Genomic DNA, 16,982 nt, shown 5'->3' on the forward strand with positions numbered 1-16,982 from the left:
CGTTGATGCAGGCCGCGATGTCCGCGAACATCTCGCGATAGAAGTCCTTCCAGTCTCCCTCCGCGAAATCGTCTATGCCGTTCTTGTCGATGTCCTGCTTGGTGAACCCGAAGGTCAGCGTCTTCGATGTCCAGGCGTAGCCGCCGATCACACCGTCAGTGACCGCGTTCTTCGAAGAAGCGACGCGCCTGTAGGTGGTTGCGATCGACGATTTCCCAATCCAGCCTGCTTCAATCCGCAGTCGGATATCGACGGCTTTCGATCGCCGCAACGGGACTTCGCCAGTCTTTCGCGTCAAGTGGATAACGGATGCGCGATCAGGCGATTTTTCCTGCAGAATTCGGAGTATAGCGGCGTGCCGGCGTCGAACGCTGGTGGAAAGACCGTGCAGCACCGAAGGATAGGATACGCCTTGCGCTGCCAGCGCTACAGCCAGCGGCGGACACGGCTCTTGTAGCTGCGGTAGACGTCGCCGAACTTGCGCTCAAGATAGGCTTCTTCACGGGCGACCACGCCGTAACGGATGACAATGTAGAACGGCACCAGCATGGTGAGGAGCCAGAGGCTGTCGAAGCCGAGGGCGAGACCGATCAGGCCGAGAAACATGCCGATGTAGATCGGGTTACGGCTGTAGCGGTAAGGCCCCTCTTCGACGATCGCCGTCGTCGGCTCGACGGTCTGGATATGCGTACCCGCCCGCCGGAACGTCGCGGCCGCCCAGATCAGGAGTGCGAGGCCGGCGAGGAACAGGCTGGCGCCCAGCCAGGCGGCCGGCACGGCCGGCGGCAGGAACGGCAGCGGGTAAAGGACGTCGAGCACGAGCCCAGCCGCGGCCGCAATTGCCCAGGCGATCGGTGGCCGTACCACCGCACCGGAGCTATCGCGGAAACTGCCATTTGCCTCATGCATCCTACCGCCCGTCTCAGTTCGGGATCATAGCAAGAATTCCAACGGCCTTGGAGGCCCCGGTTGGTGGAGGACGCGATGAGCCGGCGCCGAGTGAGGGATGCCGAATGCGGCTGTAAGGCCGCAGTGCTGTCGCCGGTCGGTTATACCTTCTTACGAATGACGAAGCGATGGCCGCCATCGGCCGGCTCGGCCTTCTCAAGCCGGTGCCCGTCTTCGTTGCAGAAATGCGGAATGTCAATCACCGCCAGGGGATCGGTCGTCTCGATCTCGATGAGCGTGCCGGGCGCGAGCGTCTCCATGCGTTTGCGCGTCTTCAAAACGGGAAGGGGGCATTTCAGCCCCCTCAAATCGTAGACGGTCCTTGGCTCGTCCGGCATCAATTGCCCCAGATCTTCCAGAATGGGCGCTTTTTCGGAGGCTGTTCCACCGGCGCCGTCTCGCCGCCGGCTGCAGGAGCGGTGGCCACCTGGGGATCGGCCCCGGTCGGCGCGGCTGCCTGTTGTTGGCCGGTGGCGGGTTGCTCAGCCGCTGCGGGCTGCTGAGCCGCCGGCTGGGCTGCGCCCTGCTCCGCGGGTGTCGCGTTCACGGTTGCCGTCGCCTGCGCCTCGGGCTCACCCTTCGAGAACAGGTTCCAGAAGGATTTCCTGGCGGGCGCCGTCTGCAGCGCCGCCTGTTGAACAGGACGTTCGATCGGGCTCTGCTGCGGCACAGGCACCGCTTTCCCGTCACGAGTCGCCTTCTCCAGCGCCTCCTTCTGGATCAGCGCCGCCTGCTTGGCCTCTTCGGCCTCCTTCTGCTCGGCGAGCCGCTCTTCAAGGTCGCTCACCTTCATCAGCTTGCCGGCGTCGAGCGACGTGCCTGTCGGCGCATAGGCGAGCTCGCGGCCCTTGCGCTGCTCGGCGACGATAGCCTTGCGCTCCGCTTCGCTTGGTTCATACCAGACCATGCCGTCGAATTTCTTCAGCGCCTTGTCATAGTCGCGCTGATAATCCTTGTCGAAGTTCGCCATCGCCACTTGCAAGGCTGGCGGCGTCGACATGGCGGGGCACTGACCGGCGGCATTGAAGGTGCCGTCGGTCTGCTGGTTGAAGACGTATCTTCTCTCGCAGACATTGACTTGCGGCGGCCGTTTGGTCACTTCGAACTGGTCGTAGCCGACTTTCAGCATCTTCCAGAATTCGATATTCGGATTGTCCCGGTGGCGGGCCATGTTCTCCGCCGTCATCCGGAAGGGGAAGGCCTGCAGCTGGACGTTTTCCTGCCCGCCCTTGAAGGCGTCGCGGGCCAGAGCGAAGATTTCGATGATCTGCTCGTCGGTCATCGAGTAGCAGCCTGACGAGGAGCAGGCGCCGTGGATCATCAGATGCGTGCCGCTGCGGCCGTTCGCCTTGTCATAGGTATTGGGAAAGCCGGTATTGATCGCCAGATAGTAGTTCGAATTGGGATTCATCTGATGCGGGTAGAGCGGATAGAAGCCCTCCGGCGCCTGGCGATCGCCCTCCTTCACCTTTGGGCCGAGCTTACCGGACCAGGCGCAGATCTTGTAGCTCTTCAGAAGCTGGAAGCGGCTTGACGTATTCGCCTTCCAGACCTCGAGCGTTCCCTCTTCCTTGAAGATGCGCAACAGGATCGGGGACGTCTTCTGCATCCCCAGCTCGCTCATCTTGCTGACCATCTTGCCAGACAGCTGGTATTCCGTCTTGTTCTTGACGGAGGAGAGGTTGACCGAATCGAGCGTTTCGTTGGTGCAGCCGGCGAGCGTGGCTGCAATGGCGGCGGTGAAAACAAGATTCCTGAAACGCATCGGCAAAAGCCCGTTCTAGCCACATTCCATCCGTGCATGCCTCATCCGCGAGGAGAGGTGTCAACGAATCAGTAAGTCATTATTCTTCACGAAATCTTAACCGTGCAGGCGCCCCCTGCGAACGGCCGTTTCTCATGACCTCATGAATATGGCCAAGATTTGGCCACAGTCCGATTTCCGGTTGTCGGGCGTGGCAATTTGATCGCAATGGTTAATCCTGGGCTCCGGGCAGGAATGCGCCGCTATCGCTTTTCCTTCTCCGCTCAGAGATTGCGGCCGATATTCAGGTATTTCTGCCGGCGGTCGGCCCGCAATTCGTCGCCATTGCGTCCGGAGAGCTCCTTCAGCGCGTCGGCGATGACCGTGCCGGTGCGGCCGATCACGGCCTGCGGATCGCGGTGGGCGCCCCCGACCGGTTCGGGAATGATGCCGTCGATGACGCCGAGCGACTTCAGGTCCTCGGCGGTGATCTTCATGTTGCTGGCCGCCTCTTTCGCGCGCGTCGAGTCGCGCCATAGAATGGAGGCCGCACCCTCCGGCGAGATGACGCTGTAGATCGCATGCTCCAGCATAAAGACGCGGTTGCCGGTAGCGATCGCGATCGCGCCGCCGGAGCCGCCTTCGCCGATCACCACGGTGACGATCGGCACCTTGACGTTGAGGCACATTTCGGTCGAGCGGGCGATCGCCTCGGCCTGGCCACGCTCCTCGGCATTAACGCCGGGATAGGCGCCGGCGGTGTCGACCAACGTGATCAGCGGCAGGCCGAACCGATCGGCCATCTCCATGACGCGAACCGCCTTGCGGTAGCCCTCGGGGCGCGGGCTACCGAAATTGTGCTTGATGCGCGACTTGGTGTCGTTGCCCTTTTCCTGGCCGATGACGGCGACCGGCGAGCCGCGAAACCGCGCGAGGCCCGCCTGGATGGCATCGTCATTGGCGAAGTTGCGATCGCCTGCAAGCGGTGTGAACTCGGTAAAGAGCTCCGCGGCATAGTCGAGGAAATGCGGGCGCGACGGGTGGCGCGCGACCTGCGTCTTCTGCCAGGGCGACAGCTTGGAATAGATCTCCGCCATCGCATCGCGAACGCGTCCCTCGAGCCGGGCGATCTCGTCGGACGTGTTCACGCTCTCGTCTTCGCCGGCAAGCTTCTTCAATTCGAGGATCTTGCCCTCGAGATCAGAGATGGGTTTTTCGAAGTCGAGATAGTTGTGCATGAGATGCGTTTCCGATCGTTTTGCGACAAGGACCGCCCGGCAAAGCCAACCTGTCCGCCGGTCCTAATCCTGTTTTTTCGCCTGTTTGGCAAGGGGGTGGTGGTTTTGCACCAGCTCGTGCAGCCGCTCTTCGAGCACATGGGTATAGATTTGTGTCGTCGAAATGTCCGAATGTCCGAGCAGTTCCTGCACGGCGCGAAGGTCGGCGCCATTGGCCAGCAGATGGCTGGCGAAGGCATGGCGCAGCACGTGCGGCGAGATCGCCGCGACCCTGATGCCGGCGCGCGCCGCGAGGCTCTTGAGATCGCGGGCGAAGACCTGGCGCGGCAGATGGCCGGATTTGCCGGAGGAGGGGAACAGCCAGAGGCTTTCCGCTTCCGCCGCTCTCCTGCGCAGCGCGTCGCCGTAGGTCCGCATGGCGCGGATCGCCGCCTGCGACAGCGGTACGAGCCTTTCCTTGTTTCCCTTGCCGCGGATCACCAGGAAGCGGCCGTTCTGCGCGAGCACGCTTGCGGGCAGCGACACGAGCTCGCTGACGCGCATGCCGGTTGCATAGAGAAGCTCGATCAATGCGTGCATGCGTAGTTTCGCGAAGGCGTCCTCGCCGCCGGAGGCGGCCTCCGCCTCGGCCTGGCCGATCAACCGGGTGACGTCGTCGATGCTGAGCGTCTTCGGCAGGGCGCGCGCCTTCTTGGGCGCGTCGAGAATGCCGGTCGGGTCGTCGCCGCGCAGTCCCTCGGCATAGAGGAACTTATAGAATTGCCGGAGCGCCGACAGCCGGCGTGCCTGGGAGGAAGACTTGAAGCCCTCGCCGGCGAGGTGCGACAGATAGCGTCTCAGATCGTCGGCGGTGGCAGCGTTGAGCCGCGTCCCTGAGGAGCGCAGGAAGGAGCGTGCGTCCCTGAGATCGCGTTCGTAGGATTGCAGCGTGTTGACCGCCGCACCCCGCTCGGCGCTCATCATTTCCAGGAACGCTTCGAGGTGGGCCTCCGAAAGATCCGTCATTGCGGCTTGTTGACCCGTTCGGACGGAATGCGCACCGTCACGTCCCGCTCCACCGGCTCGACGAAAGTGACGAGGGCCACCATGGTTCCATAGATCATGCCGGCCGCCACTGCGCAGAAGAACAGGAACCGGAACAGGGTTGGCATTTCAGTCTCCAGCACGCGGGTGACGCCATAGCGGACCGTGGTCTATATGAACGGCTCGTCCGGCAAGTTCAAGAAGCGTGGCGCAGGCGCGCGACGACTTGACGCCCCCGGCCGATTTGTCGATACCGAAAGGGAATGGGGATTATGACGGCTAATGAACGACGTGACCGAACCGGATTCCGCGACGCTCGCCGAACGGGCGAAGCTCGCTCTCGGTAAGCGCAACCTCATATTCATCGGCCTGATGGGGGCGGGAAAATCGGCGATCGGTCGGCTGACCGCCCAGGCGCTCGGCATTCCCTTCGTCGATTCCGACCATGAGATCGAGCGGGTGTCGCGCATGACGGTAAGCGAGCTCTTCGCGGCCTATGGCGAAGAGGAGTTCCGGGCGCTGGAGGCGCGGGTGCTGAAGCGGCTGTTGCGGTCGGGCCCGCGGGTGGTTTCGACCGGCGGCGGCGCCTATATCAACGAGCGCTCCCGCCGGCAGATCAAGAAGGGCGGGCTGACCGTCTGGCTGAATGCGGATCTCGACGTGCTGTGGGAGCGGGTGAACAAGCGCGACACCCGACCGCTGCTCAAGACGGAAAACCCGAAGCAGACGCTCGAGAACCTCATGCGGGCGCGCTATCCGATCTATGCCGAGGCGGATCTCGTGGTCCTCTCGCGCGACGTGAAAAAGGAAACGATGGTCGAGGAGGTCCTCGCCGCCATCGCCGACTGCAAGAAAGTCGAAATGCCATGATGAACCATGTGATGCCTTCCGAGCGCAAGGTCCGGGTGAACCTCGGAGACCGCTCCTATGACATCCTCATCGGCCCCGGCCTGATCGCCGCGGCAGGCAGGGAAATCGCTTCCCGCCTCAAGGGCCGCAGGATGGCGGTCATCACGGATGAAAACGTGGCGCCGCGCTATCTGGAGCCGCTGATGGCGAGCCTGAATGAGAGCGGCATCGAGGCGGTCTCGCTCGTCCTCCCGGCAGGCGAGAAGACAAAGAGCTTCGAACATCTGATCCCTGTCTGCGACGCCGTTCTCGCGGCGAAAATCGAGCGCAACGACGCGGTGATCGCACTTGGCGGCGGCGTGATCGGCGATCTGACCGGCTTTGCCGCCGGCATTGTCCGGCGCGGCTCGCGCTTCATCCAGATCCCGACCTCGCTTCTGGCGCAGGTCGATTCCTCCGTCGGCGGAAAGACCGGCATCAACTCGCCGCACGGCAAGAACCTGATCGGCGTGTTCCACCAGCCGGATCTTGTGCTCGCCGACACGGACGTGCTCGATACGCTCAGCCCGCGCGAATTCCGCGCCGGCTATGCCGAGGTTGCGAAATACGGCCTGATCGACAAGCCGGAATTCTTCGATTGGCTCGAGCGCAACTGGCAGGCGGTCTTTGCCGGGGGGGACGCTCGTATCGAGGCGATCGCGGTCAGTTGCCAGGCCAAGGCCGACGTCGTCGCGGCTGACGAGCGCGAGAACGGCCTGCGCGCGCTGCTCAATCTCGGACATACCTTCGGCCACGCCCTGGAGGCGGCGACCGAATATGACAGCCGCCGGCTCGTGCATGGGGAGGGCGTTGCGATCGGCATGGTGCTGGCGCACGAGTTCTCCGCCCGGATGAACCTCGCAAGTCCGGACGACGCACGGCGCGTCGAAACGCATCTCAAGGCCGTCGGATTGCCGACGCGCATGGCCGACATCCCCGGCGATCTCCCGCCGGCCGCGCGGCTGATGGAGGCGATCGCCCAGGACAAGAAGGTCAAGGGCGGCAAGCTCACCTTCATCCTGACGAGAGGCATCGGCCAGTCCTTCGTCGCGGACGACGTTCCGGCTTCCGAGGTGCTTGGCTTCCTTGAGGAAAAACACCCGCGATGAGCGCCGAGGCGGTATGGCTATTCTTGGCGGAGCACTGGTTGGCTCTCCTCGCCGTCATCTGCCTTCTGCTCCTTTCGGCGTTTTTCTCCGGTTCGGAGGCGGCCTTGACCGCCACCTCCAGGGCGCGCATGCACACGCTCGAGAGCAATGGCGATCGGCGCGCCGGCCTTGTCAATCGGCTGATCGAGCGGCGTGACCGGTTGGTTGGAACGCTGCTTCTCGGCAACAACCTCGTCATCATTCTTGCCACCTCGCTCACGACGAGCCTGCTGATCGGCCTCGTCGGCAATTTCGCCGTGCTGGTCGCCACGATCAGCATGACCGTGCTGCTCGTTCTCTTCTGCGAGGTGCTGCCGAAGAGCTGGGCGATCGCCTCGCCTGATCGCTTCGCGCTTGCCGTGGCGCCCATGGTAAGGCGTTTCGTGGCGGTCGCCGGCCCGGTGTCGGCGCTCATAAACGGGATCGTGCGCCGGCTCCTGAACCTCTCCGGCGTGAATGTTTCCTCCGACAGGCCGATGCTTTCGGCCCAGGAGGAACTGCGCGGTGCCGTCGACCTGCTGCATCGGGAAGGGGCGGTGGTCAAGGCGGATCGCGACCGGCTAGGCGGCGTGCTCGACCTCGGCGAGCTCGAAGTATCCGACATCATGATACACCGCACCGCCATGCAGGCGGTCAATGCGGAGGAGCCGCCGGAGGTCTGCGTCCGGGAAATCCTCGGAAGTCCCTTCACGCGCCTGCCGCTGTGGCGCGGCTCGACCGACAACATCATCGGCGTCGTCCATTCCAAGGATCTCCAGAGAGCGCTCGCCGAGCCGGGTGTCGAGCCGCACACCATCGACATCGTCAGGATCGCCCAGAAGCCGTGGTTCGTGCCGGACACGACCAATCTCAAGGATCAGCTCAACGCCTTCCTCAGGCGCAAGCTGCATCTTGCGATCGTCGTCGACGAATACGGCCAGGTTCAGGGCCTCGTCACGCTCGAAGACATCCTCGAGGAGATCGTCGGCGACATTGCCGACGAGCACGATCTCGACATCCAAGGTGTCCGCCAGGAAGCCGACGGTTCGATCGTCGTCGACGGGTCCGTGCCGATCCGCGACCTCAACCGGGCGCTCGACTGGTCGCTGCCGGACGAGGAGGCGACCACGGTCGCCGGCCTCGTGATCCATGAAGCCAAGAGCATCCCGGAGGAGCGGCAGGCTTTCACTTTTTACGGCAAGCGCTTCACCGTTATGAAAAGGGTGAAGAACAGGATCACCAAGCTGCGCATCCGACCGGCTGAGAGTGAGTCGGCAGGACTCTAAGACCTACCAGCGCGTCGGCTCGCCGGGCGCGGCGGGCTCGACTGCCAGCGCGTGAAGCCCGGCGTCGAGCTCTGGCTTCAGGAGGTCGTTGATCGCCCGGTGGCGCGCCACACGGCTCATGCCGGCAAAGGCGCTGGACACGATCCGGATGCGCATGTGGGTCTCGCCGCCGCCGTCGAAACCCGGCTGGTGGCCGGCGTGCAGGTGGCTTTCGTTGATCACCATCAGCCGTTCGGGATGGAAGGCTTCCTCGAGCTTCGCTTCGATGCGGCTTTGCAGCGACATTGTTCCGTCCCATTTCCCTGTTTGCTGGTGCGGCCGAGAGGCGCCGACGATGCAAAATGCGCGCACAAAGCCAGCAACATTCCGCTTTGTCAATTCTTGTTGTGACCGGTCGCAAACCCCATAATGGGCGCCATGAAGCTCGATTCAAAATACTTCGATCGCATCCGTACGCGCCCCAAGGGAGCAGAGGCGCGCGTCGAGCCGTCTGCGCCTATGTGCCAGTGGGACGGTTGCGACCAGAGGGGCGTGCATCGGGCTCCCGTCGGCCGCAATGCCGAGGGCGAATATTTCATGTTCTGCTTCGAGCACGTGAAGGAGTACAACAAGGGGTACAACTATTTCTCCGGGCTCTCGGACACGGAGATCGCGCGTTATCAGAAGGAAGCGGTAACCGGGCATCGCCCCACCTGGACGGTCGGCGTCAACAAGAATGCCCGCAACGGTCCGACGCAATCGCAGATGCGCTCCGGCAGCGCCGGCGCCCAGGCGCGCATGCGGGATCCGTTCGGCTTCTTCAACGAGGCGCGCGCCCGATCGCAGCGGCACGAACCGCGGCTGCGCAAGCTGAAGACGATGGAGGCTAAAGCCTTCGAAACGCTCGGGCTTGCCGCCTCGGCGACCTCAGCCGATATCAAGGCCGCCTACAAGGATCTCGTCAAGAAACACCACCCCGATGCGAATGGCGGAGACAGGGGCTCGGAGGACCGTTTTCGGGCCGTGATTCAAGCCTATCAATTGTTAAAACAGGCTGGTTTCTGCTAACAACGCGGATTAAGACAGAAAACACTTTTGCAGGCGAATGCGCGGCTGCCGTCCGGCGGCCGCTCTGGAGACATGATGAGCAAGATTGACCTCGACATTTCCAACCTCCCCGACACGACGATATCGGTCCGGGAGGTCTTCGGCATTGATACGGATCTGCGCGTTCCCGCCTATTCGAAGGGCGATGCCTATGTGCCCGATCTCGATCCCGATTATCTTTTCGACCGGGAAACGACACTTGCCATTCTCGCAGGCTTTGCCCACAACCGGCGCGTGATGGTTTCCGGCTATCACGGGACCGGCAAGTCGACCCATATCGAGCAGGTGGCATCGCGGCTCAACTGGCCCTGCGTGCGCATCAACCTCGATAGCCATGTCAGCCGTATCGATCTCGTCGGCAAGGATGCAATCGTCGTCAAGGACGGGCTGCAGATCACCGAATTCAAGGACGGCATCCTGCCCTGGGCCTATCAGCACAATGTCGCGCTTGTCTTCGATGAATATGATGCGGGCCGTCCGGACGTCATGTTCGTCATCCAGCGGGTGCTGGAATCCTCCGGCCGGCTGACCCTTCTCGACCAGAGCCGCGTCATCCGCCCGCACCCGGCTTTCCGCCTGTTTGCCACCGCCAACACGATCGGCCTCGGCGACACGACAGGCCTTTATCACGGCACGCAGCAGATCAACCAGGCGCAGATGGACCGCTGGTCGATCGTGACGGCGCTCAACTACTTGCCGCACGACAAGGAAGTCGACATCGTCGCCGCCAAGGTGAAGGCCTTCACGGCCAACAAGGGCCGCGAGACCGTGTCAAAGATGGTGCGCGTCGCCGATCTGACCCGCGCCGCCTTCATCAACGGGGATCTCTCGACCGTCATGAGCCCGCGCACGGTGATCACCTGGGCCGAGAACGCCCATATCTTCGGCGACATCCCCTTCGCCTTCCGGGTGACCTTCCTCAACAAGTGCGACGAGCTGGAGCGGGCGTTGGTCGCCGAGCATTACCAGCGTGCCTTTGGTGTCGAACTCAAGGAAAGCGCCGCCAATATCGTGCTGGAAGCGACAGCCTGATCGCTTCGTCTTAAGCTGAACAAGGAACTGTCGTGAGCTCGAATTCAAAGGCGAAGCCGCAAACGAGGGAGAACGCCGCCGAACCGTTCAAGCGGGCGCTTTCCGGCTGCGTCCGGTCGATCGCCGGGGATGCGGAGCTCGAAATCGCCTTTGCGAACGAGCGCCCCGGAATGACCGGTGAGCGCATCCGCCTGCCCGAGCTTTCGAAGCGTCCGACAAGGCACGAGCTCGCGGTCGCCCGCGGCCTGGGCGACTCGATGGCGCTGCGCAAGGCGTGCCACAACGACCGCATCCATGCGACCATGTCGCCGCAGGGCGCCGATGCGCGGGCGATCTTCGATGCCGTCGAGCAGGCGCGCGTCGAGGCGATCGGGGCGACCCGGATGCCCGGCGTTGCCGACAATCTCTCCTCCATGCTCGAGGAGAAATATGCCAAGGCCAATTTCGGCGCCATCGAAGCCCAGGCGGACGCACCGCTCGAAGAGGCGGTGGCGCTACTGGTGCGCGAGAAGCTGACCGGCAAGAAGCCGCCGGCTTCGGCCGGCAAGGTGCTCGATCTCTGGCGCGATTTCATCGAGCAGAAGGCTTCCGCCGACATCGGCAACCTGCCTGCGACGATCAATGACCAGCAGGCCTTCGCCCGCGTCGTGCGCGACATGCTCGCTTCGATGGATGTCGCCGAGAAGTATGGCGAGGACGATATCGAGCCCGACGAGCAGGAAAGCGAGACCGACGAGGACCAGCCGCGCAGCCAGGAGCAGGACGAGAGCGCCAGCGAAGAGGAGGAGGGCTCCGATGCCGCCCCCGCCGACGAAAACCAGTCTGCCGAGGAGCAGATGGAAGAAGGCGAGATGGACGGCGCCGAGATCTCCGACGACGATCTCCAGGACGAGGGCGACGAGGACAGCGAAACACCCGGGGAGGTCAAGCGCCCGAACCACCCTTTCGCGGATTTGAACGAAAAGGTCGACTACGCGGTCTTTACGCGCGAGTTCGACGAGACCATCACGGCCGAGGAGCTTTGCGACGAGGCGGAGCTCGACCGCCTGCGCGCCTTCCTCGACAAGCAGCTCGCCCATCTGCAAGGGGCCGTCGGCCGCCTTGCCAACCGCCTGCAGCGGCGGCTGATGGCGCAGCAGAACCGGTCCTGGGAGTTCGATCTCGAGGAAGGATTCCTCGATACCGCCCGTCTGCAGCGGGTCATCATCGATCCGATGCAGCCGCTTTCCTTCAAGCGGGAGAAGGATACGACCTTCCGCGACACCGTCGTGACGCTGCTGATCGACAATTCCGGCTCGATGCGCGGGCGGCCGATCACCGTTGCCGCTACCTGCGCGGACATTCTCGCCCGCACGCTGGAGCGCTGCGGTGTCAAGGTCGAGATCCTCGGCTTCACCACCAAGGCCTGGAAGGGCGGGCAATCGCGCGAAAAATGGCTTGCCGGCGGCAAGCCGCAGTCGCCGGGTCGCCTCAACGATCTGCGCCACATCGTCTACAAGTCGGCCGACGCTCCCTGGCGCCGAGCGCGCCGCAATCTCGGCCTGATGATGCGCGAGGGCCTGCTCAAGGAGAATATCGACGGCGAGGCGCTGATGTGGGCGCACGACCGCCTTCTCGGTCGGCCGGAACAGCGCCGCATCCTGATGATGATCTCGGACGGCGCGCCGGTCGACGACTCCACCCTGTCGGTGAACGCGGGCAACTATCTCGAGCGTCACCTGCGCGCCGTCATCGAACAGATCGAGACGCGTTCGCCGGTCGAGCTTCTGGCGATCGGCATCGGTCACGACGTGACGCGGTATTATCGCCGCGCCGTGACGATCGTCGATGCGGATGAACTGGCCGGTGCCATGACGGAGCAGCTTGCCGCCCTCTTCGAGGAGGAGAGGCACGGCCGCGTCGGACGCCTGCGCCGGGCCGGCTGATCCAACGCCGCAAATTCGCCCGTATGTCCATCATCTGCTACTGCATGATTCCGCAAATCGGAATCGATTTGAGGACAAAATCATGCAGTAGTTCAAAATGCTACAGCGACCTTAGCGCGTCCGACTGGACGCGCGGCGCTGTAAGAGGCGGCCTGTCCGTCAGCGCCTGCGTTGCCCCTTTGGAAGGTCATGCCTCGAAATGCTTCGCCGAACCCTTGCCGTTCTCTTCCTGTTGGCATCCACCGTCGCCGCGGCGGAAGCACCGTGTGAGATCGTTCCGATCCGAAGCCGGCAGATCTCTGAGTTCAAGGTCGGTTCCGACGCAAGGACCTTCGGCAAGCTCGAATTCATCGGCGGTATCGAAATGACGTCGCCCAATGCGCTGTTCGGGGCTATGTCGGCGATCCGCTTCAGGCCCGGTGGCCAATCCTTCGTCGCGGTCCTCGATACCGGGCATTGGGTCGAGGGCGCCGTCGTTCGGGACGGGGCGGGCAGGCTTCAGGGGCTGACCGACCTTGCCATCACCGCGATGACCGATGGCAATGGCGGGGCTCAGCTCGAAAAATGGAAGGTGGATTCCGAAGGATTGGCGCTCAGCGACGGCGCGGTGATCGTCAGCTTCGAGCAGGCGGCGCGGGTCGACGTCTATCCCGATCCGGGCTTTGCCGCCTCAAAGCCCATGGGCAAGATGAGCCTGCCCTTTCCGGTCGAGGAGCTGCGCAGCAATGCCGGCTTGGAGACGGTTGCAGTTGCGCCGAAGGATGGACCGCTCGCCGGCGCTGCAGTGATCGTCGCAGAGCGCAGCGTAGATGCGTCCGGCAATCTCCTGGCCGGTATCCTCGACGGACCGATGCAGGGCGCGTTCGCGGTCGTGCGTCATGATCCCTATGCGGTGACCGACGGCGCGTTCCTGCCGAATGGGGATCTGCTCATCCTGGAACGCCGCTTCAATTTTGCCTCGGGCCTCGGCATGCGCATCCGCCGGATCGTCGCCGCCGATATCCGCCCGGGCGCCGTGGTCGACGGCGAGGTGCTGCTCGAAGCCGATATGAGCTACCAGATCGACAACATGGAGGGGCTCGATGTGGTCGTCCGGCCCGATGGCGAGATGCGGGTGATCCTCGTTTCCGACGACAATCACTCGATCCTCGAGCGCAACCTGATGCTCGAGTTCCGACTGAGAGACGACTATTCCAACTAATGCATGTCGCCCAAGAGTGCGCGCTTTGGCGGGCGTTGAGGGAAACCGCGCCCACTTTTCCTCGCCCGCTTCCAATCGAGGCCAAATCGGCCTTGCAAAAATCATGCGGTGGCGTTGGCCGCCGGCATCGGTTTGATGACGCTCATCAGCGCGCCATAGGGCAGCAGCAGGACGATGCCGCACAGGATCTTTACGGCAAGATCGCCGAGTGCCCAGGAAATCCAGCGCGGCGCTTCGTGGGCGATGAGGCCGAGGAGCGGCGCGGCTTCCAGCGCGAAGCTGTCGTTCGGACCGAGGAAGACGAAGAACGGCGAGAAGGCGAAGGAGAAGAACATCGCCGTGTCGAGGCCCGAGCCGATCAGCGACCCGGCGAGCGGCGCGCGCCACCAGGTCTGGCGCCGCAGCCGGTTGAACACCGAAATGTCGAGAAGCTGGCCGAGCAGGAAGGCAGTGCCCGAGGCGATCGCGATGCGCGGCGTTGCGGCGAAGAAGGAAAGCGCGACCGCGACGACGAAGCCGGCGACAACGACGCGGCGCGCGATGCGCGGGCCGAAATGGCGGTTGGTGAGGTCCGTGACGAGGAAAGCGAAGGGATAGCTGAAAGCGCCCCAGGTCAGCAGGTCGCCGAGCTGCATGCCGGCGATCGAGCCGGGCAGGGGATACTGCACCAGAAAATTCGACGCGACGACCACCAGGGTCATCAGAGCGACATAGACAAAGAACGTGCGGTTGATCAGCATTTTTTAACCTGGGTGATGCCACCAGTGCGAGGGTCCTGCCGGAGGCGGGCATCCGGTCGATGAATACCGAGCACGAGAAAAAGGCTTGCCGGACGGACCCGCAAGCCTTTTCAAGCCGTCTTCGGGAAGGTGACTGCGCCGATCAGGCGGCTTCGGCAACCTTCTTGACGATCTGGCGGCGCAGCAGGCGGGCGCGCATGCTCAGTTCGTTCTCGTCAGCCTTCAGCAGGAAGGCGTCGAGACCGCCGCGGTGTTCGACCGAACGGAGAGCCGCAGCGGAGACGCGCAGGCGGAAGCGCTGGCCGAGCGCATCGGAAATCAGCGTGACATTGCACAGGTTCGGCAGGAACTTGCGCTTCGTCTTGTTGTTGGCGTGGCTCACATTGTGACCCGACTGGACGCCCTTGCCGGTCAATTCGCAACTACGGGACATGGTACACCTATTTTCTTTATCGCCGCCGGACAATGCGGTAGCGGGCCCTGAGCCCAGGCCGCGTTCCTACAGGCCATTATTGGAAAGTCGCGGTTCTATAGTCAGTGATAGGCCGCCAGTCAAGCCAAACCTGTGCTTTCCTGAAAATCCGGCGCTTCCGAGCGAGTAGCAAAACTTCAGCGCGATTGCGACCCGTCATCTTTCCGGCCGGCCCGAGCTGCGCTATCTCACCTCAGGCGTAGGCAGGTATCGGTCAATGACACCCGCTTCGCCGGATGATTTTGACGAACCAGGCGCAGAAATGCCGCAAACCCCCTGCATCTCAGGGGATTGCGACAATGCAGCGCCGGGCGTATTTCAGATGCACGTGACGCTGTAAACACTTTGAGCTGCTGCATGGTTTTTTCCCTAGACCGATTCCGATCCGCGCAACCTTGCGGGAGAGTAAGAATGGTGCTGTCGGGAATGACGTCGCGCATAGGTTTTCGCGTGCCGGCACTCCTGGTCGCCGCGATGTTTTCCACAACCTGCTTCGCTGCGGAAATCCAACATCAAACGGACTACAGCATAGCGCTTGCCGGCTTGCCGCTGGCGCGGGCCTCGTTTCACACCGAGGTCGATCAGAATCGCTACACAATCTCAGGAACGTTGAATTCGGCCGGCTTGGTGAACATCATCAGCCCGACCTCCGGCCAGACCCGGGTTTCCGGCCTGATCGGCCGCGACCGCCTCCGAGCGACCCAATATTCGATGTCCTATCGCAGCGGAAAGAAGGCGCGCGCGATCAGCGTCAGCTTCCGCAACGGCAATGTGGTGCGCGCAAGCATGGTCCCGAAGCGCACCCCGTTGCCGAAGAACTGGGTGCCCGTGACGAGCCGCGACATGCGCAACGTGCTCGATCCCCTATCCGGGCTGATCATTCCGGCGAAAACCCGCGTCTGCCCCAATACGCTACCGATCTTCGACGGCGAATCGCGGCTCGACATAAAGCTGTCGGCCAAGGGGACGCGGAACTTCAAGACCAGGGGCTTTGACGGCGAGGTCATCGTCTGCGGCGTCCGGTTCGTGCCGAAGGCGGGATACAAGAAGGGTCGCGAGGACGTCGAATATCTGCGCCGCCTGGAAACGATGGAAATGTGGTTCGCCAAGTCTGATTCCGTCGATGTCTATGCCCCCGTCTACGTCCGCATACCGACCAAGATCGGTCCGGTGACCGTGTCCGCCACGCGGTTCGGCGGGTAGTCGAACCGAGCCGAATCGTCTCTTTCGGGAATCGTGACGGCGCGGTAGATCAATGACAAGTTGAAGGCCGGGCCCGCCTCGTGGCGGCCGCTCCGCTACCCGCTAGGATTCATAGGGCAGGCGGACTGAGGGGAGTGGAATGAAATTCAAGGCAACGCTGGTCGGCTTTTCCGCAATCCTGATGTGGTCGTTGCTGGCGCTCTTCACGGCCGCCTCCGGTAAGGTGCCGCCGTTCCAGCTTTCGGCGATCTGCTTCCTCATCGGCAGCTTGCCGGGGGTCATCGTATTGGCGTCGAAGCCCGAGCGCCCCGCGCTTCTGAAACAGCCGGCCAAGGTCTGGATTACCGGCATTGCCGGCCTATTCGGCTACCATTTTCTCTATTTCACCGCACTTCGGAATGCCCCGGCCGTGGAGGCAGGCCTGATCGCCTATCTCTGGCCGCTTCTGATCGTCGTCGGCTCGGCGCTGCTGCCTGGTGAGAGGCTTCGCTGGTACCATGTCGCCGGCGCGCTTGCGGGGCTTTCCGGCACCATCCTGATCGTGGCGCGCAATGGCGTCGCCTTCGACGAGGCCTATACGCTCGGCTACGGGGCCGCTTTCCTCTGCGCCTTCACCTGGTCCGGCTATTCGCTGATCACCCGGCGATTCGGGGCGGTATCGACCGACGTGGTGACCGGCTTTTGCCTGGCGACCTCGATTCTCTCCTTCCTCTGCCATCTCGGCCTCGAGGCGACCGTCTGGCCGCAGACGCCATTCGAATGGCTCGCGGTGGCGGGTCTTGGACTCCTGCCGGTCGGCGCGGCCTTCTATGCGTGGGACTACGGCGTCAAGAACGGCGACATCCAGTTCCTGGGGGTCGCGAGCTATGCGGCGCCGGTCCTCTCGACCTTGATCCTCATCCTGTTCGGCTTCGCCGAGCTGTCCTGGCGAATCGCGGCGGCCTGCCTGCTTGTGACCGGCGGCGCCTTGCTCGCGGCGAAGGAGATGATTTTCCGCAGGCGCCGGGAAGCGGCGCAAGCGGCGGAGTAGCCTGCAATCAACACGTGCGAGATGCCCTCTCCTCGGGTA

18 protein-coding genes and 1 pseudogene are annotated in these 16,982 nt (G+C 63.2%); 9 read left to right on the forward strand and 10 right to left on the reverse strand.

All coding sequences use genetic code 11. From position 1 onward, the window contains the following. From AU381_RS01340 to AU381_RS30185, 7 genes and pseudogenes are all read right to left on the reverse strand, one after another. Positions 1–271: pseudogene (locus tag AU381_RS01340) on the reverse strand (hypothetical protein); the annotation flags it as partial. A gap of 155 nt (positions 272–426) precedes the next feature. Next, entirely contained in the window at positions 427–909 is a 483-nt protein-coding gene (locus AU381_RS01345; RefSeq protein ID WP_064240032.1) for a methyltransferase family protein, read from the reverse strand. Between the two features lie 140 nt (positions 910–1,049). After that, positions 1,050–1,286 (reverse strand): sulfurtransferase TusA family protein, encoded by a 237-nt coding sequence (locus AU381_RS01350; protein WP_064240033.1) that lies wholly within the window; start codon positions 1,284–1,286, stop codon positions 1,050–1,052. Next, positions 1,286–2,713, reverse strand: coding sequence for a L,D-transpeptidase family protein (locus AU381_RS01355; RefSeq protein ID WP_064240034.1), 1,428 nt, complete (start codon positions 2,711–2,713; stop codon positions 1,286–1,288). The genes AU381_RS01350 and AU381_RS01355 overlap by 1 nt, the downstream gene beginning before the upstream one ends. 263 nt (positions 2,714–2,976) lie before the next feature. After that, positions 2,977–3,930, reverse strand: coding sequence for an acetyl-CoA carboxylase carboxyltransferase subunit alpha (locus AU381_RS01360; RefSeq protein ID WP_064240035.1), 954 nt, complete (start codon positions 3,928–3,930; stop codon positions 2,977–2,979). A gap of 63 nt (positions 3,931–3,993) precedes the next feature. Next, entirely contained in the window at positions 3,994–4,935 is a 942-nt protein-coding gene (gene xerD, locus AU381_RS01365; protein WP_064240036.1) for a site-specific tyrosine recombinase XerD, read from the reverse strand. After that, entirely contained in the window at positions 4,932–5,081 is a 150-nt protein-coding gene (locus tag AU381_RS30185) for a hypothetical protein (protein WP_082909586.1), read from the reverse strand. Before AU381_RS30185 ends, xerD begins: the two co-directional genes overlap by 4 nt. A gap of 154 nt (positions 5,082–5,235) precedes the next feature. On the opposite strand from AU381_RS30185, the gene AU381_RS01370 reads away from it, so the two are divergent. Genes AU381_RS01370 through AU381_RS01380 form a run of 3 tightly spaced genes read left to right on the forward strand, consistent with a single transcriptional unit; the run spans position 5,236 to position 8,254 of the window. Beyond that, a complete protein-coding gene (locus tag AU381_RS01370; protein WP_064240037.1) occupies positions 5,236–5,823 on the forward strand; it encodes a shikimate kinase in 588 nt (195 codons plus the stop codon). Beyond that, complete coding sequence (gene aroB / locus AU381_RS01375; protein WP_082909587.1) at positions 5,820–6,950, forward strand: 3-dehydroquinate synthase; 1,131 nt, start codon at positions 5,820–5,822, stop codon at positions 6,948–6,950. The genes AU381_RS01370 and aroB overlap by 4 nt, the downstream gene beginning before the upstream one ends. Then, positions 6,947–8,254: an HlyC/CorC family transporter gene (locus tag AU381_RS01380; protein ID WP_064240038.1), complete on the forward strand. Its 1,308-nt coding sequence runs from the start codon at positions 6,947–6,949 to the stop codon at positions 8,252–8,254. The genes aroB and AU381_RS01380 overlap by 4 nt, the downstream gene beginning before the upstream one ends. Positions 8,255–8,257: 3 nt before the next feature. On the opposite strand, the gene AU381_RS01385 is transcribed toward AU381_RS01380, so the two are convergent. Beyond that, entirely contained in the window at positions 8,258–8,539 is a 282-nt protein-coding gene (locus tag AU381_RS01385; protein WP_064240039.1) for a BolA family protein, read from the reverse strand. A gap of 123 nt (positions 8,540–8,662) precedes the next feature. Here AU381_RS01385 and AU381_RS01390 point away from each other — a divergent pair, with 123 nt between their 5' ends. From AU381_RS01390 to AU381_RS01405, 4 genes are all read left to right on the forward strand, one after another. After that, positions 8,663–9,301, forward strand: coding sequence for a J domain-containing protein (locus tag AU381_RS01390; RefSeq protein ID WP_064240040.1), 639 nt, complete (start codon positions 8,663–8,665; stop codon positions 9,299–9,301). A 75-nt stretch (positions 9,302–9,376) separates the two neighbouring features. Beyond that, on the forward strand, positions 9,377–10,372 hold the full coding sequence (gene cobS, locus AU381_RS01395) for a cobaltochelatase subunit CobS (protein WP_064240097.1): 996 nt from the start codon (positions 9,377–9,379) through the stop codon (positions 10,370–10,372). 32 nt (positions 10,373–10,404) lie between these two features. Beyond that, positions 10,405–12,297 (forward strand): cobaltochelatase subunit CobT, encoded by a 1,893-nt coding sequence (gene cobT, locus AU381_RS01400; protein ID WP_064240041.1) that lies wholly within the window; start codon positions 10,405–10,407, stop codon positions 12,295–12,297. Positions 12,298–12,496: 199 nt separating this feature from the next. Further along, positions 12,497–13,498 (forward strand): esterase-like activity of phytase family protein, encoded by a 1,002-nt coding sequence (locus AU381_RS01405; RefSeq protein WP_064240042.1) that lies wholly within the window; start codon positions 12,497–12,499, stop codon positions 13,496–13,498. Between the two features lie 101 nt (positions 13,499–13,599). Here AU381_RS01405 and AU381_RS01410 read toward each other — a convergent pair whose 3' ends face one another. Both AU381_RS01410 and rpmB read right to left on the reverse strand, forming a co-directional pair. Beyond that, positions 13,600–14,238, reverse strand: a complete 639-nt coding sequence (locus AU381_RS01410; RefSeq protein WP_064240043.1) for a VUT family protein — start codon at positions 14,236–14,238, stop codon at positions 13,600–13,602. A 142-nt stretch (positions 14,239–14,380) separates the two neighbouring features. Continuing rightward, complete coding sequence (gene rpmB / locus AU381_RS01415; RefSeq protein WP_026616330.1) at positions 14,381–14,671, reverse strand: 50S ribosomal protein L28; 291 nt, start codon at positions 14,669–14,671, stop codon at positions 14,381–14,383. Between the two features lie 450 nt (positions 14,672–15,121). On the opposite strand from rpmB, the gene AU381_RS01420 reads away from it, so the two are divergent. Then, complete coding sequence (locus tag AU381_RS01420; protein WP_064240044.1) at positions 15,122–15,913, forward strand: DUF3108 domain-containing protein; 792 nt, start codon at positions 15,122–15,124, stop codon at positions 15,911–15,913. 139 nt (positions 15,914–16,052) lie between these two features. Continuing rightward, positions 16,053–16,943, forward strand: coding sequence for an aromatic amino acid exporter YddG (yddG, locus tag AU381_RS01425; protein WP_064240045.1), 891 nt, complete (start codon positions 16,053–16,055; stop codon positions 16,941–16,943). Positions 16,944–16,982 lie beyond the last annotated feature (39 nt).

The sequence above is a fragment of the Sinorhizobium glycinis genome (assembly GCF_001651865.1).
GTDB lineage: Bacteria > Pseudomonadota > Alphaproteobacteria > Rhizobiales > Rhizobiaceae > Sinorhizobium > Sinorhizobium glycinis.

Excerpts from the sequence above, each read along its gene's own strand:
- AU381_RS01420 (WP_064240044.1), top strand. The coding sequence starts at position 15,122 with ATGGTGCTGTCGGGAATGACGTCGCGCATAGGTTTTCGCGTGCCGGCA.
- AU381_RS01350 (WP_064240033.1), bottom strand. The coding sequence starts at position 1,286 with ATGCCGGACGAGCCAAGGACCGTCTACGATTTGAGGGGGCTGAAATGC.
- AU381_RS01345 (WP_064240032.1), bottom strand. The coding sequence starts at position 909 with ATGCATGAGGCAAATGGCAGTTTCCGCGATAGCTCCGGTGCGGTGGTA.
- AU381_RS01385 (WP_064240039.1), bottom strand. The coding sequence starts at position 8,539 with ATGTCGCTGCAAAGCCGCATCGAAGCGAAGCTCGAGGAAGCCTTCCAT.
- AU381_RS30185 (WP_082909586.1), bottom strand. The coding sequence starts at position 5,081 with ATGCCAACCCTGTTCCGGTTCCTGTTCTTCTGCGCAGTGGCGGCCGGC.
- xerD (WP_064240036.1), bottom strand. The coding sequence starts at position 4,935 with ATGACGGATCTTTCGGAGGCCCACCTCGAAGCGTTCCTGGAAATGATG.
- AU381_RS01370 (WP_064240037.1), top strand. The coding sequence starts at position 5,236 with ATGAACGACGTGACCGAACCGGATTCCGCGACGCTCGCCGAACGGGCG.
- AU381_RS01410 (WP_064240043.1), bottom strand. The coding sequence starts at position 14,238 with ATGCTGATCAACCGCACGTTCTTTGTCTATGTCGCTCTGATGACCCTG.
- cobS (WP_064240097.1), top strand. The coding sequence starts at position 9,377 with ATGAGCAAGATTGACCTCGACATTTCCAACCTCCCCGACACGACGATA.
- AU381_RS01390 (WP_064240040.1), top strand. The coding sequence starts at position 8,663 with ATGGGCGCCATGAAGCTCGATTCAAAATACTTCGATCGCATCCGTACG.
- AU381_RS01405 (WP_064240042.1), top strand. The coding sequence starts at position 12,497 with ATGCTTCGCCGAACCCTTGCCGTTCTCTTCCTGTTGGCATCCACCGTC.
- AU381_RS01360 (WP_064240035.1), bottom strand. The coding sequence starts at position 3,930 with ATGCACAACTATCTCGACTTCGAAAAACCCATCTCTGATCTCGAGGGC.
- rpmB (WP_026616330.1), bottom strand. The coding sequence starts at position 14,671 with ATGTCCCGTAGTTGCGAATTGACCGGCAAGGGCGTCCAGTCGGGTCAC.
- AU381_RS01355 (WP_064240034.1), bottom strand. The coding sequence starts at position 2,713 with ATGCGTTTCAGGAATCTTGTTTTCACCGCCGCCATTGCAGCCACGCTC.
- AU381_RS01380 (WP_064240038.1), top strand. The coding sequence starts at position 6,947 with ATGAGCGCCGAGGCGGTATGGCTATTCTTGGCGGAGCACTGGTTGGCT.
- yddG (WP_064240045.1), top strand. The coding sequence starts at position 16,053 with ATGAAATTCAAGGCAACGCTGGTCGGCTTTTCCGCAATCCTGATGTGG.
- aroB (WP_082909587.1), top strand. The coding sequence starts at position 5,820 with ATGATGAACCATGTGATGCCTTCCGAGCGCAAGGTCCGGGTGAACCTC.